The 22,502-nt window shown below is 70.0% G+C and carries 25 protein-coding genes; 23 read left to right on the top strand and 2 right to left on the bottom strand.

Going from position 1 to position 22,502, the window contains the following annotated elements; all coding sequences use genetic code 11:
• Window positions 1-76 precede the first annotated feature (76 nt).
• From QIT00_RS08495 to QIT00_RS08450, 10 genes are all read left to right on the top strand, one after another.
• Window positions 77-349 carry a hypothetical protein gene (locus QIT00_RS08495; RefSeq protein WP_282534513.1) on the top strand — a complete coding sequence of 91 codons (273 nt, stop codon included), beginning with the start codon at window positions 77-79 and terminating at the stop codon, window positions 347-349.
• Between the two features lie 774 nt (window positions 350-1,123).
• On the top strand, window positions 1,124-1,864 hold the full coding sequence (locus tag QIT00_RS08490) for a glycosyltransferase (protein ID WP_282534512.1): 741 nt from the start codon (window positions 1,124-1,126) through the stop codon (window positions 1,862-1,864).
• Window positions 1,865-2,177: 313 nt separating this feature from the next.
• Window positions 2,178-2,570 (top strand): hypothetical protein, encoded by a 393-nt coding sequence (locus tag QIT00_RS08485; RefSeq protein WP_282534511.1) that lies wholly within the window; start codon window positions 2,178-2,180, stop codon window positions 2,568-2,570.
• Window positions 2,567-3,757: a hypothetical protein gene (locus tag QIT00_RS08480; protein ID WP_282534510.1), complete on the top strand. Its 1,191-nt coding sequence runs from the start codon at window positions 2,567-2,569 to the stop codon at window positions 3,755-3,757. Before QIT00_RS08485 ends, QIT00_RS08480 begins: the two co-directional genes overlap by 4 nt.
• Before the next feature lie 18 nt (window positions 3,758-3,775).
• Window positions 3,776-5,044 carry an MFS transporter gene (locus tag QIT00_RS08475; protein WP_282534509.1) on the top strand — a complete coding sequence of 423 codons (1,269 nt, stop codon included), beginning with the start codon at window positions 3,776-3,778 and terminating at the stop codon, window positions 5,042-5,044.
• A gap of 45 nt (window positions 5,045-5,089) precedes the next feature.
• Complete coding sequence (locus tag QIT00_RS08470; RefSeq protein ID WP_282534508.1) at window positions 5,090-5,587, top strand: hypothetical protein; 498 nt, start codon at window positions 5,090-5,092, stop codon at window positions 5,585-5,587.
• Between the two features lie 98 nt (window positions 5,588-5,685).
• Window positions 5,686-6,111: a hypothetical protein gene (locus QIT00_RS08465; protein WP_282534507.1), complete on the top strand. Its 426-nt coding sequence runs from the start codon at window positions 5,686-5,688 to the stop codon at window positions 6,109-6,111.
• Entirely contained in the window at window positions 6,108-6,953 is an 846-nt protein-coding gene (locus QIT00_RS08460) for a relaxase/mobilization nuclease (RefSeq protein WP_282534506.1), read from the top strand. The genes QIT00_RS08465 and QIT00_RS08460 overlap by 4 nt, the downstream gene beginning before the upstream one ends.
• A 299-nt stretch (window positions 6,954-7,252) precedes the next feature.
• The gene (locus tag QIT00_RS08455) at window positions 7,253-8,014 is read left to right on the top strand and encodes a hypothetical protein (protein WP_282534505.1); all 762 of its coding nucleotides are present in this window, start codon (window positions 7,253-7,255) and stop codon (window positions 8,012-8,014) included.
• Window positions 8,011-8,661 (top strand): hypothetical protein, encoded by a 651-nt coding sequence (locus QIT00_RS08450; protein WP_282534504.1) that lies wholly within the window; start codon window positions 8,011-8,013, stop codon window positions 8,659-8,661. The genes QIT00_RS08455 and QIT00_RS08450 overlap by 4 nt, the downstream gene beginning before the upstream one ends.
• Before the next feature lie 464 nt (window positions 8,662-9,125).
• On the opposite strand, the gene QIT00_RS08445 is transcribed toward QIT00_RS08450, so the two are convergent.
• Window positions 9,126-9,314, bottom strand: coding sequence for a hypothetical protein (locus tag QIT00_RS08445; protein WP_282534503.1), 189 nt, complete (start codon window positions 9,312-9,314; stop codon window positions 9,126-9,128).
• Here QIT00_RS08445 and QIT00_RS08440 point away from each other — a divergent pair.
• The 12 genes from QIT00_RS08440 to QIT00_RS08385 all read left to right on the top strand — a co-directional run bounded on the left by QIT00_RS08440 (window position 9,313) and on the right by QIT00_RS08385 (window position 19,911).
• Window positions 9,313-9,696 carry a hypothetical protein gene (locus QIT00_RS08440; protein WP_282534502.1) on the top strand — a complete coding sequence of 128 codons (384 nt, stop codon included), beginning with the start codon at window positions 9,313-9,315 and terminating at the stop codon, window positions 9,694-9,696. The two genes, QIT00_RS08445 and QIT00_RS08440, sit on opposite strands and share 2 nt — an antisense overlap.
• Window positions 9,693-10,493 (top strand): DUF317 domain-containing protein, encoded by an 801-nt coding sequence (locus tag QIT00_RS08435; RefSeq protein WP_282534501.1) that lies wholly within the window; start codon window positions 9,693-9,695, stop codon window positions 10,491-10,493. The genes QIT00_RS08440 and QIT00_RS08435 overlap by 4 nt, the downstream gene beginning before the upstream one ends.
• 28 nt (window positions 10,494-10,521) lie before the next feature.
• Window positions 10,522-10,878 carry a hypothetical protein gene (locus QIT00_RS08430; protein WP_282534500.1) on the top strand — a complete coding sequence of 119 codons (357 nt, stop codon included), beginning with the start codon at window positions 10,522-10,524 and terminating at the stop codon, window positions 10,876-10,878.
• The gene (locus QIT00_RS08425) at window positions 10,860-11,717 is read left to right on the top strand and encodes a DUF317 domain-containing protein (protein ID WP_349017165.1); all 858 of its coding nucleotides are present in this window, start codon (window positions 10,860-10,862) and stop codon (window positions 11,715-11,717) included. Before QIT00_RS08430 ends, QIT00_RS08425 begins: the two co-directional genes overlap by 19 nt.
• A gap of 72 nt (window positions 11,718-11,789) precedes the next feature.
• The gene (locus QIT00_RS08420; protein ID WP_282534499.1) at window positions 11,790-12,302 is read left to right on the top strand and encodes a hypothetical protein; all 513 of its coding nucleotides are present in this window, start codon (window positions 11,790-11,792) and stop codon (window positions 12,300-12,302) included.
• 2 nt (window positions 12,303-12,304) lie between these two features.
• Window positions 12,305-13,078, top strand: coding sequence for a DUF317 domain-containing protein (locus QIT00_RS08415; RefSeq protein ID WP_282534498.1), 774 nt, complete (start codon window positions 12,305-12,307; stop codon window positions 13,076-13,078).
• Window positions 13,079-13,108: 30 nt separating this feature from the next.
• Window positions 13,109-14,893 carry a type IV secretory system conjugative DNA transfer family protein gene (locus QIT00_RS08410; RefSeq protein WP_282534497.1) on the top strand — a complete coding sequence of 595 codons (1,785 nt, stop codon included), beginning with the start codon at window positions 13,109-13,111 and terminating at the stop codon, window positions 14,891-14,893.
• Entirely contained in the window at window positions 14,890-15,015 is a 126-nt protein-coding gene (locus QIT00_RS08405) for a hypothetical protein (protein WP_282534496.1), read from the top strand. The genes QIT00_RS08410 and QIT00_RS08405 overlap by 4 nt, the downstream gene beginning before the upstream one ends.
• Before the next feature lie 325 nt (window positions 15,016-15,340).
• Window positions 15,341-16,102 carry a hypothetical protein gene (locus tag QIT00_RS08400; RefSeq protein ID WP_282534495.1) on the top strand — a complete coding sequence of 254 codons (762 nt, stop codon included), beginning with the start codon at window positions 15,341-15,343 and terminating at the stop codon, window positions 16,100-16,102.
• Window positions 16,099-17,370: a DNA cytosine methyltransferase gene (locus tag QIT00_RS08395; protein WP_282534494.1), complete on the top strand. Its 1,272-nt coding sequence runs from the start codon at window positions 16,099-16,101 to the stop codon at window positions 17,368-17,370. The genes QIT00_RS08400 and QIT00_RS08395 overlap by 4 nt, the downstream gene beginning before the upstream one ends.
• Complete coding sequence (locus QIT00_RS08390; protein ID WP_282534493.1) at window positions 17,370-18,485, top strand: DnaB-like helicase N-terminal domain-containing protein; 1,116 nt, start codon at window positions 17,370-17,372, stop codon at window positions 18,483-18,485. Before QIT00_RS08395 ends, QIT00_RS08390 begins: the two co-directional genes overlap by 1 nt.
• Window positions 18,486-18,549: 64 nt before the next feature.
• Window positions 18,550-19,911 carry a DUF317 domain-containing protein gene (locus QIT00_RS08385; protein ID WP_282534492.1) on the top strand — a complete coding sequence of 454 codons (1,362 nt, stop codon included), beginning with the start codon at window positions 18,550-18,552 and terminating at the stop codon, window positions 19,909-19,911.
• 176 nt (window positions 19,912-20,087) lie between these two features.
• Here QIT00_RS08385 and QIT00_RS08380 read toward each other — a convergent pair whose 3' ends face one another.
• Complete coding sequence (locus QIT00_RS08380) at window positions 20,088-20,384, bottom strand: hypothetical protein (protein ID WP_282534491.1); 297 nt, start codon at window positions 20,382-20,384, stop codon at window positions 20,088-20,090.
• 240 nt (window positions 20,385-20,624) lie between these two features.
• Here QIT00_RS08380 and QIT00_RS08375 point away from each other — a divergent pair, with 240 nt between their 5' ends.
• Window positions 20,625-22,493, top strand: a complete 1,869-nt coding sequence (locus QIT00_RS08375) for an acetate and sugar kinases/Hsc70/actin family protein (RefSeq protein ID WP_282534490.1) — start codon at window positions 20,625-20,627, stop codon at window positions 22,491-22,493.
• Window positions 22,494-22,502 lie beyond the last annotated feature (9 nt).

Genomic DNA, 22,502 nt, shown 5'->3' with positions numbered 1-22,502 from the left:
ACGGTGTGCGTGACCGCCGGGGAGGTGGACACTGCGCTACCTCGCCACTCCCTCGGGACCTGCGATACGGGCCGCGATGAGCACTGGGCGCATCGGCCGCATGACCACCCCGGCACAAGGCAGCCGCATCCACGACGGGGCACTGTATGAGTGCGACAACTCCAAGTTCGGGAGCGACGGCAAGGGCCGCTATTGGCCCGGCGCCGAGGCGTGGTTCGCCTGGCTGTCCCGGACCATCGAGAGGTACGGGCCGGATCGCTGTCTGTGGGCCCTCGCCCGGACCAGCCGTTCGACGCCGCTGGCGCCCTCACCGAGTCCCTGCCCTGGTCGGCCCGCATTCGAGAACTAGGCGTCCCCGCGGCCTACGCGGCACAGGACGGCTGCGATGAACCGGGACTGCTGCCCTGGGAGAGCCTCGACGTCCACTTCCTCGCCGGATCGACCGAGTGGAAACTCGGCCCGGTGTCCGAGCGACTGGCCCGCGAGGCGAAGGCTCGCGGCAAGGGCGCCCACTTGGGCCGCGTCAACTCCCGGTCTCGTCTACGCGTCGCCGAGTGGTTCGGCTGGGACAGCACCGATGGCACTTACCTCGCCTACGGGCCCGACAAGAACCTGCTCAAGCTCCTGAAATGGCTCGACGAGATCGACGGCTCCCCCTCCCTCTTCTCGGCGGCCGGCAGCCAGGCGGCGCTTCCGAAGCAGCGCCAAGAACCAGCCTTCCGCACGAAGCCCTCCGACACAGTGAACCCTCAGATCAAGCGGCTCCATCAAGCGCGCGGTCTCTCCCCGCTCGCGGGGACACCAGCTCCTGCTGTCCCGGCCGCTGGACGGCGTCCAGGTACCCGAACCCGCCGGCCACGCGTCGGCTGCATTCGCCGGCCGAGGGCATTTCACAACGCGGCCGACGAGCTGCCACTCTCCGACGCTGCGTATTCCGGCAGCGCCGGCCTCGTGACACCCGGATTCACGTGCCCCGACCATTGCCCCGCCGCCCCCACGTCTGTCCTCCACCACCCCCACACCTGCGCCGGAGCCGGCGCCCACAACATTGCCCGCCGATAGACCACCACCGCCGACCCGCCCGGAGCACCCCCTGCCCCCGTACTCGCGCCCGAAGATCACCGTGGTCATCGCCACTCAACTCCGCTCGGACCGCCTCGCGTTCCTTACGGACATGCACGCCAGTCTGTGCCGTCAGGGCGTGCCGTGGGAGGCCGTCGTCGCCCTCGACGGCGCCGACCCCGCCCGCCTTCCCGACACGCTCGCCGCCGACCCGCGCGTCCGCACCCTCGCCCTGCCGCGCCCGGTCGGCGCGGCCTGCGCCCGCAACCTCGCGCTCACCGAAGTTCGAACCGAGTACGTCAACTGGGCTGACGACGATGATGAGTTCACTGACTGGGCCATGGCGCTGCGTCTTCGCACCCTGGAGGAAACCGGGGTGGGCTGGTGCGCCGGATACAGCCAGGACCTCCACCCCGACGGGACGACGGCCCTCTGGCGGCCCCCGACGCCGCCGGGCCGGCACGAGGCCGGGGACGTGTGGCGCTACTGGAAGGACCCGGCCGACACCATCCCGCTCGGCCCGACCACCCTCCTCGCCCGCACCGACCTGGTGCGCGCGGCCCCCATGGGCGGTCTCGTCCAGGGCGAGGACTACTGCGCTCTCGCCGTCACCTGCCTCGCCCCGGGCATCGTGCTGCCCGTACCGGTCTACCGGTACCGCAAACACCCCGGGCAGATGACCGCACAGGACTCATACGACCAACTCGTCGAGGCCAGGGCCCGGGACTTCGCACACCGCTTCGGCATCAGCCTGCGCGCCGCGGCCTTCCCGCACGCTGAACGTGCCTCTTCCACCTCGTAGTTGCCCCCTCGCCCCGACACGCGTCAGTGACACCGCCGCTCCGCCGCGCGCAGCCGCCACGTGCTCCTGCCCGAGATCGAAACATGGCTCGCACACAGCGCAGCTTTCGAGCGCCAGGCCCGCGCGTCCGTACCAGGCGGCCCGGCTGCTCTGACCGCGCCCAGCCCACGCATGCTCACCTCCCGCCCCGCGCCACCGCCCGCGCCCGCTCCGCCGCTGCTCACCGCTGACAGCTCGCAGAAAGGCTTCGCCCCTGCCTGGCCACTTCCGCTTCGGCGCCCATCCCGACTACGGCTTCGTCGCCGCCGCCACCGTGAACATCTCCGCCCACCTCGCCGACTGGTACCTCGTCCGCCTGCAGTTCGAGCCCGTCCCCGACGCCCCGGGCCTGTACCGGCTCACCCACCCCGACCAGGGCGGGCTCCGCCGGACCCGCCAGGCCGTCCGCGACCTGCGCGGACAGGGCTACACCGTGCAGGCTGACATCCGCCTCGACCCGTCCTTCCCGGCCAGCCCGATACACCCCTTCCGGCCCGACGGACTTCAGGAGCGGCGCAGCCGTCTCGCCAAGGCCGCCACCGGCCGCACGACGCAGCGCTCCGCACAGCCCACCACCTCCCCGCCAGCGGTCCGGCCGATCCCCCCGAAGCCCGCGTACGCTCCGACCGCCCATGTGACTGCCGCGACCGGCGGGCGGTCCCGATGACACCCGCGAGCAGTCCAGCTCCCGACGGCCCCCTGCCGACAGTTCCCGAACCGGCCGACGGGGCACGTGACTTCTGTTTGCGGATGGCGGTCATCGCCTGTGAGACCGAGGCCGCGCTCGACATGACACGCGACCGCTACGGCCGTACCGTCCACGCTGACGCTGCGGCAGCCGCACGAGCCCACCGGGACAAGGCGGCGGTCGAGGCGTACGCCACCCACCTCGCCCCGCATGCCGAGGCTCTCCTCGATGCCGCCCGCCTCGTACTCGACGAGCTTCCGCCTGCCCGGCACTTGGCCGGGTGGCGGGCTGTCCTAGACGGTCTAGCTGCCTCTGCCGCCGAGATCCGCCGGGCCCTCGACCGACCGGCCGCCCCCGGTTCCCAGGCCGAACGCGCTCAGCACGCGGCCCTGTGGCCGTACCTCACCGCTTGGGCGGACCACAATTCCATCGCCAGCAACCTCGCCGACCAGCGCGTCGGCCAGTGCGACACGGCTCCGCTGACCGACGAGGAACAGCAGCTGTGGACCGAGAGGGCCCAGGCCGCACGGCAGCGCGGCGCGCTGGAGCTGACCGAGTCGTGGTACGCCGCCGACGGGCAGCCGATCACCCTCGCTTACCTGGTCGAGGACGACGACTCGACGGTGGTCGCGCTACGCGGCGATCCGGGGGGCCCTGCCTGGCACGTGATCGGGCACTTCGCCCACGAGTACGGGGCGGGGAAGGCGCTGCCCGCTCCGGTCCCGCCCGGCGTACTGCGCGCGGACATTTCCCGGTTCAACCGCCCTGCACCGGCACCGGAGTTGTCCTTGCAGGACCTCATCCGTGACGTCGTCGAAGGCCACAGTGCCGGTGACGCATCGAATGCTCTCCTCGGTGCCGTCCAGCGCGGCTACGACGCCGGCCCGATGGTCCGCCTGCAGGAACTCTTGGATACGAGCGGCCAGTTCGCCAGCGCTCTGGAGACCGTGCAGGGCCGTCAGATCGCCGCCCGCCTCTCAGCGCTGGGCCGGCAGATCGAGTTCCTCACCCGCGAAGTCGAGGAGGCGGCCGAAGATCTCGGCGCGACCGTCGCCGTCCTCCCCCCGCACCGCACTCCCGTGCTACGCGTCCGCCCCCGCCCGGCCGTGGACACCACACCGCCCACGCCGCCGCCTCGCGCCAGCACGACCGCCCGCCACCGCTAAACCCCTGAGAAAGCACCGTTGTCCCCGACTTCCTCCCCGGCCCCGGCACCGCGCCTCACCTACAGCACGGTGCTGGGCAGCCCGTACGTCGCCCGCCTCCTCGGCGGCACCCTCACCGGCCGCCTCCCCAACGGCATGGCACCCGTCGCGATCCTGCTGTGGGCTACCACGAGTGGCAGCAGCATCGCCTTCGGCGGCGTGCTCAGCGCCCTGTACGGGCTGTCCTCCTCGGTAATGCAGCCTGTCAAGGGACGCCTCATGGACCGCTACGGTCAGACGGCGGTGCACCTTCCGGCCGCCGTCCTCAACTCGGCGCTCCTGGTGGCTCTTCCGCTGGCCGGACCGTACGGCGGACCGGGCCTCGCCACGGCCATCGTCGTCGCCGGCGGCGTGACCACCCCGTCACTTGAGGCAGGGCTGAGAACCCTATGGCCGAGCGTGCTGCCCGACACGCGTCTGCGGCACGCCGCGCTCGCCCTCGACACCGGCGCTCAGGGCCTGCTATACATCGTCGGCCCCCTGCTCGTCGCCGCCCTCGCCTCCGCGTACAACCCCACCGTCGCGCTCACCGTCACCGCCGTCCTCGGTCTGGCCGGCACCACTGTGGTCGTGCTCTCTCCGCCATCGCGGCGCTGGCGACCGACGCCGTCGACCGGCACCCTGCACGGTGCAGCTGGCCGGCTGAACAGCCTCGGCCTGGTGCTCCTGTTCGTCGCGCTCACCGGCATCGGGTTCGCGATCGGGGCCATGAACGTGTGGTCGATCGCTATGGCCGAGCGCCACGGGCAGGACATGCTTTCGGGCATCATCCCCGCCGCGTTCTCCACCGGCAGCTTCCTGGGCGGCCTCGTCTACGGGCGCCGCACGTGGCCCCGACCCGCCCCCGACCAGTTGGTTATCGCCAGCATCGCGTTCCTCGCCGGGTGGCTCCTGCTCGCGGCCCTGCCTGCGCCCTTCGCGGCCATCGCCGCGGTCGTCGTGCCCGGTGCGTTCCTGACCGTGGTGGTCGCCTGCGCCTACGTGACCACCGACGCCCTCACCCCGGCTGGCCGGACCAGCGAGGCGTACGCGTGGCTGATCCTCTCGATCGGCGCCGGGCAGTCCTCGGGTACCGCCCTTGCTGGTCGCCTCGCCGAGGAGCCGCTCACCAGCGCGGCTCTCCCCGCCGTCGGCGCGGCTTTCGCGCTCGCCGTCCTTCTCGCCGCGCGCCGACGGTTCCGCCCTGCCGAACGCCGGCCCCGCGGCCGACACCGCCGCTCACTCCGAGGCCGGCCCATGACGTCCTGATCAGGGCGCACCTCCACCTTCCAACCCCTTTGAGGAGATCGAATTATGGCCGTGCGTACGCACTGGACCGTGGAGCACGCCTGCTCCCACAGCGTGGATCATGACCTGACCAATCGTCCTGCCGACCAACGGGCGGGGTTTGCCCGTTGGCTCGCGTCGAAGGACTGCTCTGACTGCTGGAAGGCGGCGCGCGACGCCGACTCCGAATCCAAGGAGGAGTGGCTCGCGACCAAGCGAGCCGAGGAGCAGGAGGCAGCCGTCGCGTGGGCGAAGCAGTTCGACATGCCGGAGTTGGAGGGCTCAGAGAAGGTCCTGGACTGGGGCGGGCGCTCCCGCCACCAGCTCATGACCGCCGCGCACACCGCGCTCGTCGTCGAGGGCACGTGGGACGAGGCGGACTGGGCGGAGCTGGAGGAGAAGGCCCGAGGCATCACCCGTGCCGGATGGTGGATCGACCAGCGCGACGCCGACGGCACTGACCTGCTCGAACTCCTCGACGCGGCCAGTGAATCGGACCGCGGGACAGAGAATCCGTTCCGCTGACGGCGGGGCAACATAGCCGGAGAACGCCGGTTAGCCAAACCGGCGTTCCTCCGGACTATTGATGCTCCCACCCCGCCAGCAATCACGCGGAAGGACTCATGTCCCAACCCCCGCCCACCACAGCATTCGCACCTACACCCGACCCGCTCACCCCCGACCGGGACGTCACCCACGCACACTTCCAGGCCGGTGACACCGTCGTCGTCCTGAAAGGGGTCGCCGACGGAGAACTCTGGGGTGACGCAATGCGGGTCGTCGCCCTGTCCTGGCATACCCCGACCGACGAGGACGGGTGGCGGCTGCGGGATGCGACCGGCGGCACCCAGTCCTACGTCACCGCCCACCCCCGCTACCTCGTGCACCTCTCACGCCGCTGCCCGGACTGCCTGGTCTACCTGCGGGCCATGGAGGACACCCTCCTCGCGCGGTTCGCCGACCAGGACGCGGTGATCGACTGCGGCTGGTACACCACCACTGCCCTCGGCCAGCTCGTCCACATCGCCGACATCCGGAGCGGCCGGTGATCCCCCGCCTGCACGAGCGAACCCACACGCCGCACCACCCGCTCGAAGAAGCGCTGGGTCGGCCGCTCTCACCGAACGAGGGTCTGACGGAGCACACGATCGTCGCCCACTGGCCCGGCCTGGACTACTTCACCCTGGACGACGAGCAGGAGACCTGGACGTCCGTCCAGTGGGCCGAGCACCTCGAAGAGGCCCTCCTGGAGCACCCGTTCGCCGTCGGCCCCGACGACGGACCGCGGGCGATCCTGCACCTCGATGTCCGCCTGCACCCGGACGACCGCGACCTGAGCGGACCGGAGTGGACCGAGGTCGCACACCGGCTCGCGCGGGCCGCCGGCATCGAGATCCCCGGCACGGAGCACGGCTGCCGGTGGATCGCCGTTCAGGCCCAGCCCCGTCGCCTCGACCTGATCGCCAATCTGCTCCACCTCGACGGCACCTGGCACGCTCTTCCCGCGGACAGACTGCAGTGCCTGACCCATGAGGCGCGTCGCATCGAACAGGACCTCAACTTGATTCCCGTCCGATCCGACCTCCCAACACGGCCTGCCGTCCGCGCGGCACTCACTGCGTCGGCCCAGCTCGCGGCCATCCTCACTCAGCTCGCCGACGAACAGGACGGCCCGCTAGCCGCAGTGCGCGAACTTGTCGAAAGCACCTCATACCGGATCGCCCGCCAGCCGGGGGCCGCCAGTACCGATGCGGCACACCGTCTGGAGCTGATCGCCCGCCGCCTCCACGCCATCCAGCAGGACCTGGACACCACGGCAACCGGCCTGGTCCAGCCCCGTGCCGTCCTGGCCCCGGCCGCCCTCCGGCACAACGCCCACCGATCGCCGTAGGAGAAACCTCTCCTCGCCCGCACCGACCGCTTTCCAGACATCCGCCGCGACACGTACTCCGACGAACTCCTCGCCAGGAGCGGCGCCACTCAGCGCAGCGGGGCCCCTACGTCGCCCGCGTCGCAACCAGCTCGCCGACCTGCATGTCCCGCCCCGGCCGCAGCACGTGCACCAAGAAGGTTCCGCACACCGAGCGCGAGCGGTCCGCCATGTGCGCCTGCCCGACACGCCCCCTGCGGCCCCGCTGACCCCGTTCGCCGCCGGACTGCGCCGCTGACTCCCACCTCGCCCAAGGACCCATGCCCGACCACCACGACACCTCCGAGCGCCTCGCCTCGTACGCCGACGTCCTCGCCGGCGAACTCCCCGGCAGCTGGACCAGTACCCACCTGCCGTCCGAAGCCAAGGACGACCTCGCCGAACTCACCGACCGGATCTGGGACCTGGACCTGGTCGCCGCCTCCCTCGCCGAGCACCCCCTGCAGCAGGCCGCCGTCCTGAGCCGACCGGACGGCGCACAGCTCGTCCTTCTGGACCGGCACGACGAGCGCGACGGCTTCCTCATCGCCGCTATCGCCCCGCCGGCCCTGCCCGACGCGGCGTACCGTTCCGTCCCCGAGCCCAACGGCATCGCCCTGGCCGATGACCCGTTCCTGAGCGCCGAGCAGGTCGTCGGCGACCTCCTCGCCCGCTACGACAGCGCTCTCGCCCAAGTCCGCCACTACGCGCTGGGCGGCATCCAGCCCTCCCAGCCGGACCGGATCGTCCTGACCTGGCAGCCAGACGGCAGCATCGCCACCACCCCCGCCGACGACCGCGCCAGCGCGGTCCTCACCTCCCACGGCTTCGCCCAGGACCCGCAGAGCGGCATCTACTGCCTGAGCGGTGACGACACCCAGGCCCAGGCCCGCGCCCTGCGCGAGATCGGCCCGCGCCTCGACGCACTCGGCATCGGCACCGCCCTCCAGCACCCCGCAGGCCGGACCGCGCCCACCGCCGCGCCCGCGTCCGTGCCGCCCGTCCCGGCCGGCCCCCGCACGCCGACCACCCGGTATCGGTGAAGCAGACGGAGCCCGACTTCTGGGTGCTGGAGTACGTCACCATCACCAAGGACCCCAACACCGACCTGGTCGTCGCCATCGGCGGCACCGAAAAGGCCGCGTACATCCTCCAGCGAACCGGCGGCTTCCGCTCCGCTTCCGGGCCGCGCGGGGACTACCACCGGCTCCCGCACGGCCTGCCCGCCGAGCAGCAGCGCCGGAAGGCGACCGCTGCCTCGCACGCCCTGCTCGCCGCCGGGCACAGCGTCCACCTCGACCCCACGCTGAACATGCTGGTCGCACCGGATGGTGAACGTGAGGCCGCCGTGCGCTATCTGACGGGGCTCGCCGAGCGGGCAGCAGCCGCCACAACCAGCAGCGAGGTGGCCGACGTCCTGACCGAGATCGCGGCCCCCGTCCACGGGCTGCTGCCCCTCGCCAGAGAAGTCGTCGTCCGCGCCTGGATCACCGCCAGCGACCTCCAAGAGGCCGCGCCCGCCGGGAGACCCGACCCCATCGCACGGCTCGGAAGCACAGCCACCTCCATGAGCGAGGCCGCGCGCGCCATCCTCCACGCCCGCAATCACACCGCGCGCCCCGCGCAGCGGCCGGTCGCTGCCCCGCAACCGCCGGGCCGCGCCCAGCCCGCGTCATCCCGCCGCCGCTGACACCGCAGAACCACATGGCCAACCTGGCCGCAGATACGGCACGGACGTCGAGATCTACATCAAGGCCCTGAGGACCACCATCCACACCGATACCCCGACCGACGCCCCCGCCTAGCCCCACGACCTGCTGGAACGCCTCGGCTCGGAGCACCACGCTTACCCCAGGACGCGCCGCTCTACATCTGGCACACCGTGCCCGAACACCTCGACGCCGACGAGCAGAAGCGGCTGGCTACCCACGCCATCCCCACCCTGCTGGTGGCCGGGTACAAGGTCAACTGCACGCTCGACGTCTTCGACGAAGCCGCTTGCCAGCAGCAAGTGCGGCACCGTCCGGCTCCCCCTCTCCTCCAACTCCGGCCCGCCGCACCCCGTAAGGCGCCTGGGCGGTCCCGCACCGCGCCGGGACCGCCCACTTCACCACCCGAAAATCGGAGAAACCCGTAGCAACCCGCACGCCCCCATCAATCAGCAACCGGCTCAAGCCCCGACTCGCCACGGCCCTCTTCCGCCGCTATCTGCGCGCCTGCATTCCGACCGGCCCCGACCACACCTCCCCGCTGGCCGGCGCCCGCCCGGAAGCCGTCCTCGCCGAGACACAGCGCGTCGGACAGCGCCACCACCACTGACCGTCCACCGATCTGGAGGAGCATGTCCCACCCCGCCCCCTACCCGGTGAGACTGGCCGACGAGATCACCCACCAGCTCGGCCAGCTCGCCGACCACCTCTCGCAGCTTCCCCCTCCCCAGGCCGCGCAAGTCATCGCCCGCGTTCTTGACCCGGACACCGGAGTCCTCGGCGGCGTTACCCATCTCGTCGTCACCGGCAGCGTGTTCGCCAAGGACCAGGCGGAGCGAGGGGCGCTCCCCGCGGAGGTCTGGCTCGCTCTGGGCCGTGCCTCGAACGAACTGCACGACATCGCCCTCGACCTGGACGAACACAAAGACACTCTGCAGCACGTCAGCACCCAGCCCGCTGCCACAGCGGCGAAGCCACCGGCACCCGCACCGCTCGTCGTCCGGCGGCGCCGGTGAGGAAAAAGCAGTGGCAGGGATGGGGGCAGGGAGAGCAGGCCGAGCAGCACTACCTCGTCCAGCCCCGTGCCCTGGCCGGCGGCGGCGACGTCCGGCACATCTCGGAGTTCCTGCGCGCCTCGGGCTGGCGGGACAAGTCCAAGTCGGGCGGCCCTCTGTTCATGGAGAGCCCGGACCGTACCGTCCGCGTCGCCTACGCCCCCTACGTCCGTCCCGGCGGGTGGACCATCCACGGCCAAGCAGACGGCACCAACGGTAAGTGGTCGGTGCACCTGGGCCAGCAGACGCCGGTGGAGATCGTCGCCGGTCTGACCGACGCCCTCACCCGTCTCCGCTCCGCCCACGCCCCCAACGTCTGGGCACCTCTGCAGGAGCAGAACTGGCACACGCGTCTCGAGGGCGAGCATTACATGGCGACCAGCCCCGACGGCAGCGCGTGGATGCAGTACCACCAGGGCGTCGACGGGGCGATGTGGTGGACCGGTGCGAAGGACAAGCAGGGCAACGGTTGGACGGCCAACTTCACGCCGAACACCCCGATGCATCTGATGCAAGCCTTCTCCACCGAACTCGCCAGCCCGGACCCCGTGATGCGTCCGCGCGGACGCGTACCAATGAGCGCCCAGATCCGCACCTGGTCGGTATCCGTGAAGCCCTCCCAGCTCAGCGCATGGCAGCAGGCCCGTATCACCGCCGGCCGAGCCGCCACCTGGGCCCGCAACAGCGCCCGCAGCACCGGGCCGCGCACCAGCGCCAGTCCCTACACCCCGGCCGGCGGCGCACGCACCCGCCGCTGACCGCGACACCCCCGCCCCGAGGAGCCCGATGCCCGCACTCACCCCGGACACCATCCACACCCTGACCGAAACGCTCGCGGACCTCACCGACTACCTGCGGGAGAACCCCGACCCCGCTGAGGCGCTCGCCCTCGTCGAGCCCCTCCTCGACGAGTACACGGGCCTGCCCGTCCAGTTCGCCGACACCCTGCGCGCCCTCGCCCGCGCCGTGCAGGAGAACCCGGCCACACCGCGTACGACGCAGGCCGACCTGCTGATCACCGAGTTGCGCACGGCCGCGTGGGAACTGGCCGACCAGCACACCCTCCACTACGTGCTAGACGATCTCCGCGCCCTGTACGGCAGTTCGCCCACGAACGAGGCGGGGTGCTGCTGGTGCCGCTGAGCGAACGGCAGCTCGCCGCCTTCGCCGACAAACACGCCACGCAGATCCCGTACGACACCAGCCCCCGTCACCTCGCTGGCCCCGGCGACGCCCGGCACGTCACCCACGGTCTGGCCGCCGCCGGATGGAACACGGTCTCCGATCCCCTGAGCGCCGAGATCGTCCTGGTGAGTCCCGATCTTCGCTACCGGCTCCAGTTCGATCCGCAGTCGCGCACCTCGGCATGGTGGCGGCTACGGGCCGAGCCCGCCGGCAGGAAACTCGGCTGGTACGCCGAGTTCGGCGAGCACGTCCCTGCCGAAGTGCTCGCCGGCCTCACCGACGCGCTCGTCGCCCAAGCGCCTGTCGGATCAACGAGTCCACTGGGCGAGCTGGATGCGGCAGGCTGGCTCATCGACGGCCGCGGAATCGCCTACAGCGATCATCCGAGTTGCAAGGTGGAGCGCCTCCCTGAGCAGGGCGCGGGCACGGTGCCGTGGCGCGAACAGGTGCCCGTCGCCTGGCACATCGAAGCGCGCGACCTCCCCACTGACATCGGCAGCCGTGGCACTCACCTCTGGCACGCCGCCTTCCACCGCTACACGCCCGAGCGCCTCGTGACCGCCTTCGTCACCGCGCTCACCGACCCCGCGCCGCTGCAACGCGGATTGTTCGACCGCACCGCCACCTACGGCGTGACGCAGAAGCCCAGCCCGCTCACTCCGCAGCAGACGGTCGACGCGCACACCACACGCGTCAAAGCGCTCCGCGCGCAAGCCCGTTCCGCACGCCGCCAGCAGAAGAACCACGTGACCGCCCCGGCCCATGCCAGCACCGCGCAGCCTGCCGCTCGCCGCTGAACCGACAGGACCTCTCCCATCTCCCGAGACCACCGAGCACACCGCGACTCCCTGCGTCACCTCGACCACTACGTGCGCGACAGCAAGAAGATCCTCCACGCTTGGGACGCCTACTCCGACGAGCACACCGACCTCGACGGCTGGCCCCACGACAACGACGCCTACGGCCTGCGCGCGAGTCAACGCGACGCCGACACCGCCGAGGCGTTCGAGACGGTCCGCTACGGCGCCCGACACCTGCTGGCCACGGCCGAGACCCAGCTGACCCGGCTGCCGGAGGACATGGTCCAGAGCCGCTGGGTCTACCAGCTGGGCGTCCTACGGGACGCCCTCGACCGACTCGACGAACTGCACGAGCAGTGGCTGCTCACCCGCGACGCCCTCCCCGCCACGGCCAAGCCCGGCACACCGGACTTCGACGACGCCCTCGCCGAACGCCACGCCGAATCGTGGAGCTACCTCGACGACTGGGCCACCCATGGCAAAGCGCTCCGGGAGATCAACACCGCAGCCCGCAAGGCCCCCTCGCAGCTCGTCCCCACACCGGCCCTCGCACCCGCCCAGCGAACCGCGGCACGGAAGTGACCATGCCCCCGGCTCCCGAGACCGTCGAGGTCGACTTCATCACCCCGCGCCACCTCGCCGGCGGGGGCGATCCCGCCTGGATCACCGTCCCCCTCCACCGCGCTTGCGGATGGAGCTACGGCGACGACCCGCTGATGCCGCGTGTCCTGCTCTCCAGCCCCGACCAGAAGGCGCTCCTGCGTCTCGAGCCCGATCCCGACGACCAGTGGTGGAACCTGCTCCACTCTGCCGAACCGAACCAGCCCGCCTGGTACGCGAGCTTCGGCGCCCGGACCCCCGTCGAACTGATCGCAGCGGTCACCGACGCTCTCACCGATCCGGCCCCCGACACCGATGCGCTGTGCGACCCGTACGGGGCACTCCGGCAAAACGGTTGGACACCGTACGGCGACAGCGGCCTCGCTTCGCCCGACAAGACGGCATACGTCGAGCGGCTGGGAACACCGGCTGACCCTGGAGCCTGGTTCGCCAGCGTCACCCTCGGCACACACGAGGTCTGGCAAGCCCGCTTCGGCGCTCACACCCCGCCACCTCTCGTCGCCGCGTTCACCGACGCGCTGGCCGACCCGAAGCCGGTGCACCGCATCGACAGCGGGTGCAGCCTGCCGACGCTCGACCCGGACGTGGTCACCCGTCAGTTCATCGACGTACCTGCCGTATACGTCGCCGGCGCGCTAGAAGACCGCGTCCGCTCCCTCGCCGCCCGGCACACCGCCACGGCGCCGGTCGCGATCCCCTCGCCCCAGGCGCCGCCCCGGCACGGCCGCACCCGCTAACCCTCCTCCCCGCCCGGAAGCACGTAGCCCTTGCCCCCTTCCTCCTCCAGCAACCACACCGACGGATACGACCTCGTCCTGCGTCTCCTGCTCGGTGTACTCGCCGTCGTCGTCCCCCTCGCCCACCTGGCCTGGCTTGCCGGCAACATCACCGCCTCCCTCACCGGCACCAGCTGGGCCCCGTACCAGCCGACCAAGGCCCTGCTCCATCCCGAGCAGGTCTGGCCCGCCGCAGGAGAAACGTCCCTGCTGATCGGCGCCCAGATCGTCCCCGTCCTCGTGTTCTTCGCCCTCGCGGCGGGGGCGGGCCTCCTGTGGGCCCGTCACAAGAACCGGCGCGGCGGGCGGAAGAAGATCACCGACATGGCCAAGGCCCGGGACATCGAGCCGCTGATGGCCAAGGCGATCACCGACAAAGCCCGCTCCCTGCGCCCCAGCCTGAAGGACACCAAGCACATCGACGCGAAGGACACCGGCATCCTTCTCGGCAACCTGCAGGGCAGCCGCCACGAAGTACGCATGGGGTTTGAAGACGTTGCCGTCGCGATCATGGCCCCCCGATCCGGCAAAACCACCTCACTCGCCATCCCCTCCATGCTCGGCGCGCCCGGCCCGGTCCTGCTGACGTCGAACAAGGCCGCCGGCGACGCCTTCACCACCGCCTACGAGGCCAGGGCCCGGGCGGGGACGGTATGGACCATGGACCCGCAGCAGATCGCGCACGCCGCCCGCGAGATGTGGTGGAACCCCCTCGCCTCCGCGAAAACCCTGGACGGCGCGAACCGGCTCGCCGGACACTTCCTCGCCGCCTCGGTGGACGCCTCCCAGCAGGGCGACTTCTGGTCGAAGGCCGGCAGCAACATCCTGTCCCAACTGCTGCTGGCCGCAGCGCTCGACGAGCGGCCGATCACGGACATCATGCAGTGGCTTGCCTTCCCCGCCGACCGCACCCCGCTGGACATCCTGCGCGACCACGGTTTCACCGCCGTCGCCGCCCAGCTCAAGGGCACGGTGGAAGGCCCCCCGGAGACGAGGGACGGCATCTACGAGACCGCCCGGCAGTACGCCGCCGCCCTCCTGAACGCGGAGATCGCTGCGTGGGTCACCCCGCAGAAGGACGTAGCGGAATTCCGACCCGCTGAGTTCGTCACGTCCTCCGGCACGTTGTTCCTGCTCAGCAAGGACGGCGGGGGCGGCGCCTCGGCGCTGATCGCCGCGTGCGCGGACTCGGTGATGCGGGCCGCGACCGCGCAGGCCGAACGCGCAGGCGGGCGCCTGGACCCGCCCATGCTGGCGATCCTCGACGAGGCCGCCAATGTGTGCAAAATCTCGGACCTCCCGGATCTGTACTCCCACCTCGGCAGCCGCGGGATAATCCCGATCACCATCCTCCAGTCGTACCGCCAGGGCCAAAAGGTGTGGGGGGACGCGGGCATGGACGCCATGTGGTCCGCGTCGACCGTCAAGGTCATCGGAAGCGGTATCGACGACCCCGACTTCGCCGACAAGCTGTCCCGCCTGATCGGCGACCACGACGTGGAAACCACGTCCACGTCGCACTCGGAGTCCGGCAAGAGCACGTCGGTGTCAATGCGGCAGGAGCGGATCCTGCCCGCCGACGCGATCCGCGCGCTGCCCAAGGGCACCGCTCTCTGCTTTGCCACTGGCATGCGCGCCGCCATGCTCGACCTTCGGCCGTGGTACCGGGAGCCCGGCGCGGAGGAACTGTCCGCAGCGTCCGCCCGCGCGTCGCAGGCGATCACCGCCCGCGCCGTCGCGAAGCCAAGGCAGACCGACTTCGGGAAGGCCGTGTGAGCGACGCCCCGCTGCACTTGGTGCCGGTCCGCTCACGCCAGGTCGAGGACTTCGTGTGGACCTGGCACCGCCACCACCCGCCGCCCGTGAGGCAGATCTTCGCCGTCGGCAGGTCGTCCTGATCGGACCACTGCAGCAGTTCCTCGAGCCGGCCCCCGACCTCCTCGACCACATCCCGACCTGTGCCCGGCCATAACCCGCCACCGGCCGGAATTCCCCGGCCACTGACGCGACTGCCGCGATGCGGGCACAGGCTCTCCCGTTTCCCTATACCCAGGACAGCCCATTTCAGATCAGCTCCGATTCCGCGCCCTTTCCCTCGGCGCGGGAGTTCAATCCAGCACTCTCCTTGCCCTGTCAGCCAAGGGCATTCTCCCCAGGGTCGACTACGCGATTTTCGCCGACACCGGATGGGAACCCGAAGCGGTCTATGCACACCTTGACCGAATGAAAGAGGAGATAGCCGAGCCCGCGGGAATACCTGTAATTCGCGTGTCTGCCGGAAATATCCGCGACGACGCACTAAATCCGGATCATCGGTTCGCATCCATGCCGCTCCACATTCTAAATCAGGACGGCCGACCTGGAATGACCCGACGGCAGTGTACCGGCGAATATAAGGTAAAACCGATAAAGCAGAAGGTCCGCGAACTGCTCGGATACCCCTACCCCGCCCGCATTCCGAAGGGCGTCTTCGCCGAACAGTGGGTAGGAATCTCCACGGACGAATTTCATCGCGCGAAGGACGCGGACGTCAAGTACATGCGCAACCGGCATCCCCTTCTGGACATGTCGTGGAGCAGGGCCGACTGCGTGCGGTACCTGACCTCGCTCGGTCTCGCCGATACGCCGAAGTCGAGTTGCCTGGGATGCCCGTTCCACGGAAATGCGCAGTGGAGGCATATCAGGGACACATCTCCGTCCGAGTGGGCGGACGTCGTCGAATTCGACTCAGCCATCCGGCAAGGTAATGCCCGTGCCAATGCGTCGGGCAGCCGACTGCTCGGGGAGGCGTTTCTGCACCGCTCCCGCGTGCCACTTAGCGAGGCACCGATCGACCACGTCACCGCAGCCGAGCGGGCCGCCCAGCGGATCAGCGCGGACGAGGCCGACGTCCTGGAGAACGGTGTCGAGGACGGCTGCTCGCCCTGGGCGTGCCGTGGCGACGCCGACGCGCTGAAGCAGGACGACTTCGGGCTGGCCAAGTGATACTCGACCTCTTCGCGGGGCCGGGCGGCTGGAGCAGGGCACTGCACGTCCTCGGCATGCGCGACGTCGGACTGGAATGGGACCAGTGGGCGTGCAAAACCCGTGCGGCGGCTGGGCAGTTGACCATCCGGACTGACGTGGCGAGGTATCCCACCTGGCCGTTCGTCGGCCGCACCAGCGGTGTGATCGCCTCTCCACCGTGCCAGGCGTGGAGCATGGCCGGCAAGCGCCTCGGCCTACTCGACCAGCCGCTGGTGCACGCGGCGGTCGAGGACCTGGCCGCTGGCCGCGACACCCGCGAACGCCTCCTCGCCGCGTGCCACGACGAGCGCTCCCTGCTCGCCGCCGAGCCGATGCGCTACCTGTACGCCCTGAACGCGGCCGGCGAGCCGGACTGGGTCGCCATGGAGGAAGTACCGGACGTCCTGCCCCTGTGGAAGCAGTACGCGGCCGTTCTGCGCGGGTGGGGGTTCTCGGTCTGGTACGGGATCCTCAACGCGGCCGACTTCGGTGTTCCGCAGACCAGGAGGCGGGCGATCCTTCTGGCCTCCCGCCTCCGAACCGCTCAGCCGCCCATGCCAACGCACGCTCAACTCGCAGAGCCTGAATCGCTGTTCGGTCCGGGCCGCGCCCGCTGGGTCAGCATGGTCGAAGCCCTGGGATGGGGCGCGACCGACCGGCCCGTCCCCACCGTCTGCGCGGGTGGCGGGCCCGGTGGCGGGCCCGAACCGTTCCCGTCGGGCTCCCGCAAGACGCTGTCCGACGCTCGTGAGCGCGGCACATGGATGCCCCGACCGGACGGGGTGGTCCTGCAATCCCGTCGTGAAGGCGCGGGATGGGCGCCCCGGCACGGCACACGCGAGAACCGTGTCGCCGACGCTCCGGCGCCGACGTTCACCGGCGAGGCCAAGCGCTGGTCCTGGTCCCTGCGCAGCAACAACCAGGCCAACGCCACTGTCCGATCCATCCAGGAACCGGCCGGCACGCTGTTCTTCGGGCACCGCGCGAATGAGTGCACCTGGGTCGCCGAACCCGCCGCACCTTCGGCCAAGGACACCGACGCGCCGGCCGTTCCCGAGCCGATCCGGATCACCGCCCGCGAGGCCGGCCTCCTGCAGACCTTCCCGGCCGACTTCCCCTGGGCCGGCAACAAGGGCCAGCAGTTCTCCCAGATCGGCAACGCAGTGCCCCCGTTGCTCGCCGGCCACCTCCTCGCCCCGCACCTCGACGTCGCCCTCGACCCCGACGACTTCACCCTCGCCGCCTGATGCCCCACGCCCCCGAACCCGACGAAGACGACCTCGACGCCATCGCACCGCCCCAGCCGGTGTTCCACGTCGAGCAGGCCCTCCTCGGGGCCCTCCTCCTCGACCCACACCGTGTGGACGACGTGAGCGGCATCGCCGCCGACTCCTTCTCCACCGCCGCGCACGCCGCCTTGTACGCCGCGATCGCCACCCTGCCGCGGCCCGACCCCGCCGAGCACGCGAAGAACACCAAGTGGCTCGACCTAGTGCTCACCACGGGCCGGGGGCAGGCGCGCGGGCTGACCGCCTCCTACCTGCACACCCTCGTCCAGGTCTGCCCCTGGCCCAGCCACGCCCCTGCCTATGCCCGGATGGTCGAGGCCGAGCACGCCCGCCGCCACCTGCAGACGGCCGCAGAACGCCTCGTCCACACCGTCCACGACGACTCCCTCCCATACGCCGTCCAGACGGTGCTCGCCGAGGCCGACGCGCTCGCCGCGGTCGTGGACGACATCGCGAACCGCTTCCCGCCACGCGCAGGCGTGCTGCCCCGCACCACAGCACCGCCGCCACCCCCCGCGCCCGACCCCGCAGAGGCCGTCGAGGAGGAGCAGATCCTGCTCGCCACCGCCACGGCCTACCCCTCCAACATCGACGCCGTCCGGTGGCTACTCCCCGACGACCTCACCCTGCCGCTGCACGCCGGCCTGTGGCAGTGCCTGACCGCCCTAGCCCGCCGCAACGAGCACGTCGACCCCGTCACGGTCCTATGGGAAGCACAGCAACGCGGCCTGCTGGACAACGGAAGTGAACCCGGCGAGGTCCTCCGCATGCTGGCCAAACCGGCCGGTTCCGTCGAGCGCTGGGGCGAGCGCGCCCTGCAGCGCTCCCTCCTGGCCGCGGCCGAGCACGCCGGCAGACGCATCGAGGCGTACGCCAGCGATCCGGCAAACACTCCGTTCCAGCTCGTAGTCGGCGCACGCCGCGCCCTCGCCGACATCGCCGCCGTCCGCACCCGCTGGCAGCACGCCACTGGAGCCACCCCGCCACAGCGGCGGCCCGCTCCCACCACCCGCGCCGGCCCGCCGACCACCACGGCCGCGCACGCCGCCCGGTCCACACGAGTAACCCGATAGCCCCGCGTACACCGGTGGCCGGACCCGCAGGCCCGGCCACCGGCAGAAGAGACGAGACCCCCACGTGACTCCCGCCGTCGACGCCCACGTCCGCCTCGACACCCACCCCACTCACCCGAGCGCCGTGACCGCCGTCCTGACCGGCACGCAGGCCCGCGTTGCTCTCATGGCTCTGGAGGCTGCCGACTGGAGCGTCACCGCCACTAACGTCCTGGTCCTGGCCCGCATCGATCACGAGGAGCCCTACTGGGCCGACGACGCAGCCAAGCACCTGATCGCTGAAGGCATCACCGTCGAGATCACCCCCCAGCTCCAGGAGGCCATGGAAGAGGAATGGACCTGGGCGAGCCATCCGATGCCGTGGTGCACCCGCAGCGAAATCCGCGAGGTCTCCAATCAGGCGCAGAAGATCCACGACGACATCCGCCACGGCCAGCTCCTCATCCACGCCCACGCCCAAGACGGCCACACCACCGTCGCGGTCGGCACATACCTCCACCGAGGCGGCAAGTCCGTCTACCTGCACGGCGAGGACCACCTGCGCCAGGTCGCCGACACCTTCGACTCACCCGCACAGGCCCTGCTCGCCTTCGAGAAGGCCCACAAGGCCGAGATGCGCCCCGGCCCGGCGCCACTGACCGACACCGAACGCGCCGCCGTCGAAGCCCGCTCCGTCGTCGACGTCACCACGGCCAAGTCCGAACCCTCCCGCCCGGAGCCGGAGATCGTCCCCGTCTACCTGGCCGATGCCGGCGACCACGACGCGCTCCTCGACACGTTCCTCGACGCGCACGGCGAGTTCGAGAAGTGGCGGACCTGGTCGGATGAGACAACTCACGCCATCCACGAGTCGCAGACCCTGCGTATCGAGCGCATCCACGACGCCCCCGCCCACGAGACCGCATGGACCGTAGCCGCCTACGAGACACCCGTCTCCGACCGCATGTGGGTCCTCACCGCGACCGACACCACCCCGGCCCCGGTGCTGCAGGATCTGCTCACCCACCTCGCCGACGGCGACGGTTGGGACACCGTCATCGGCGCCCTGGTGGACGAGAGGATGGTCACCGCAGCCACCCAGCCGCTCTCCGACGCCGGATGGAAGCACACCGTGGATGGTCGATGGATCCGCTGGACGTCCCCCGATGGGGACGCGGGCGTCCAGTTCGACGCCTTCGCCGCACAGCACGCGAGTCAGAACCTGGCCACCTGGACCATCTGGGCTGGCTCTGGTCCGGACCGGCCTACTTGGGCCATCACCGCGTCCCCGCACACCCCGAGTTCGCTGCTGGCCGATCTCTCCGAGGCCCTCGCCCACGGAACCGGCAATCGTGATTGCCTGACCGCGAAGCATGAACGTACGAAGAACCTCGGCGCCATCCCGCCGACGGTCGCGGCGAGCCGCGCGGCCGGCCGTTCACGCTAAGCACCAGCACACGGCTGGGCGGCAACATCAGCCAGCAGCAGGAAGCTCCTACGGCCCGGGCTTCTGATCAGTCAGAGGCTCTCGCTGTCCGACACCTTGCACCTGCACGAGTGGAACGAAGCGAGGCAGGCAACGGATCGCTGGCCATGTCCCGGGGTCGCCTGGGCGGATGGTGGTCACTTGCGCCCGAGGACAGTGCGGATGGTAGTACGGGAGTGCCCCATCAGCCGCGCAATTCTCGCCTCTTCAATACCGTCGGCGTCGGCCTCGCGGATCAGGTCATTCCGCCTGGCCATCTGTTCCCCATAGGCGCGGAGTTTTTCAACAACGGGCATTTCTTCACGGCCATCGGAGTGTGGCGTCGGAGCCGCCGAATCTCTGGCAGTGAGCGACGCCTTCGCTGTGCGGGCGAGGCTTCCGAGGGCCAAATCCGACTCCGGGGGACGGCAGGATGCTTCCCCATTGCCACCCATGCTGTGGCCTCCTTCTGGTGTATCGGCTGCCCAGAAATATACATGCCCATTTCTGGGCAGCCTTCACCAGAAATATTACCTGCCTATTGTGGGCCGTCGCGGCGAACCATACTTACTGCCAGGTCGCGAACTGGCCCATTTTGGGCGTGCAGCGGATATGTCTTCCCAGTAAGCCGCTCTCGTTGCTGCCGAGGAGCGGAAAGTCGGCCCCTATATGGGCCTCATCTCTACTGGAGTGCAATGTCCGATCCCTTGGTCGTCGTCGGGATCGACCTCGGCACCTTCGCAAGCGGGTTCGCCTGGGCCGTCATCGACGAGCAGAACGATGATCCCAAGAAGCGCACCATCCACTTCTTCACGCAATGGCCGGGCCAACCCGTCGCCTCGGTCAAGAACCTCTCCGCACTGCTCCTCAACGAAAGCGACGAGGCGGTCACCTGGGGCTTCGAGGCCCGAGAGCGGGCACTCACGCATCTGAGCGGGATCAACCACAAGTACCGGGCCGCCTTCAAGATGCAGTTGATGCACAACCATGACCGCCAAGAGCCGCGGACTGCCGCCTCCAATGCACGTCAGGAGCCCGCCGAACAGCCGACGGAAGAGGGCAATACGCCTCTCGGGGCCGCGCCCAACTCCGATGAGGAGGACGAAACGGGCGACGATGACGACGAACGGGTGGAAGATCTCCACGGGTTCACGCTCGGAGAAACGCCCAGTGAGGCGGAGATGCTCACCACCGCGCTGCTCTCTCGAATCCGCGAGGCAGCGCTGCAACAGGTCACGGTCAGCGGGTATTTGGAGGAGGACATCCGCTGGTGCATCACTGTGCCTGCCATCTTCGGGGACAGGACCAAGCACCTGGTTCGACGGTGCGCTGCAGCGGCCGGATTCCCCAAGGAAGACGGGCGCCTCATCCTGGCCCTGGAGCCCGAAGCGGCCGTGCACTACGCCCGCGTGAGCGGGGCCAGGGCACCGGGCAGCGACACCAAGTCAGCCAGGGATCTGGCGGCGCCCGGGCGTCTCATCCTGGTAGTCGACGGCGGAGGGGGCACGGTGGACCTTGCCGCCTACCGCAACGACGAGCACGGGCGCATGGTCGAGGTGGGCCTCGTCAACGGTGCTCAGCACGGGTCCAACGAGCTCAACCGCCGCTTCGAGGACCGGATCCTCGCCGACCGCTTCGGGAAGCCCGAACTCGTCGAACAGCTGCGGCAGGAAGCGCCCGAGGCCATGTTGCATCTGTGCGAAGACTGGGAGCGCGGGAAACTCAGCTTCGGTCCGGACTCCGAGGAAGACCTGTACCTGCCGATCCCCACCGCCATCGACCGAAAGCTCGGGGCTTCGGTCCGCAAACGCATCGCCCGCAAACAGCGCGGCGTTACCGATTACATCGTCATCCCCCCGAAGGAGATGAAGGACGTCTTCGACACCGCGGTGTCGGAGGTGCTCGACCTTGTCGATGATCAGCTCGACGAGATCGGCGGCCAGGCCCCAGCAGCAACCATGCCCGTCGTCCTGATGGCCGGCGGGTTCAGCAACTCCCCCTACCTGCAGCACTCCCTCAAGGACCACCTCGCAGGCCGTGCCCACGTGCTGCTGCCGCCCGATCCGGGAGCTGCCGTTCTCCACGGCGCAGTGCACTTCGCCTACGCACCTCAAACGCGTGCCCGGCGAGCCCGCTACACCTATGGCGTGGCCATCGCACCCCCTTTCGACCCAGACAAGGACCCAGAGAAGCTGCGGTTCATCGACTCGGAAGGACTCGCCCGCTGCAGCCGTCGCTTCGCGAAGCTGGTGACGATCGGGGATGTAGTGGATACCGGCGAAGAGATCATGGAGTCTCTGGTGCCGATCTGTCCCGGCCGTTCCACTGTGAACCATGCGCTCTTCGCCACCACCGAGAAGGACGCCCGATACGTCACCGACCCTGGTTGCGAGTTCATCGGCAAGCTCAGTGTGGATCTCAGCACCGTGATGAAGTACGCCCTCCCCGATCGAGGCACACACCTGTACTTGAGCTTCGGGGAGACGGAGATCAAGGTCCGCTCTGTCGTCGAAAGGACAGGCGCGGAGGTCTCCACGACGCTGCACTTCGCCTCCGACTACTGAACTCTTGGG

Origin of the sequence: Streptomyces luteolus, from assembly GCF_029968015.1 — a bacterium.
In the GTDB taxonomy this organism is placed as follows: Bacteria; Actinomycetota; Actinomycetes; order Streptomycetales; family Streptomycetaceae; genus Streptomyces; species Streptomyces luteolus.
Note: the sequence above shows the minus strand (reverse complement) of the source record. Positions and strands in the feature narration are given on the sequence as shown.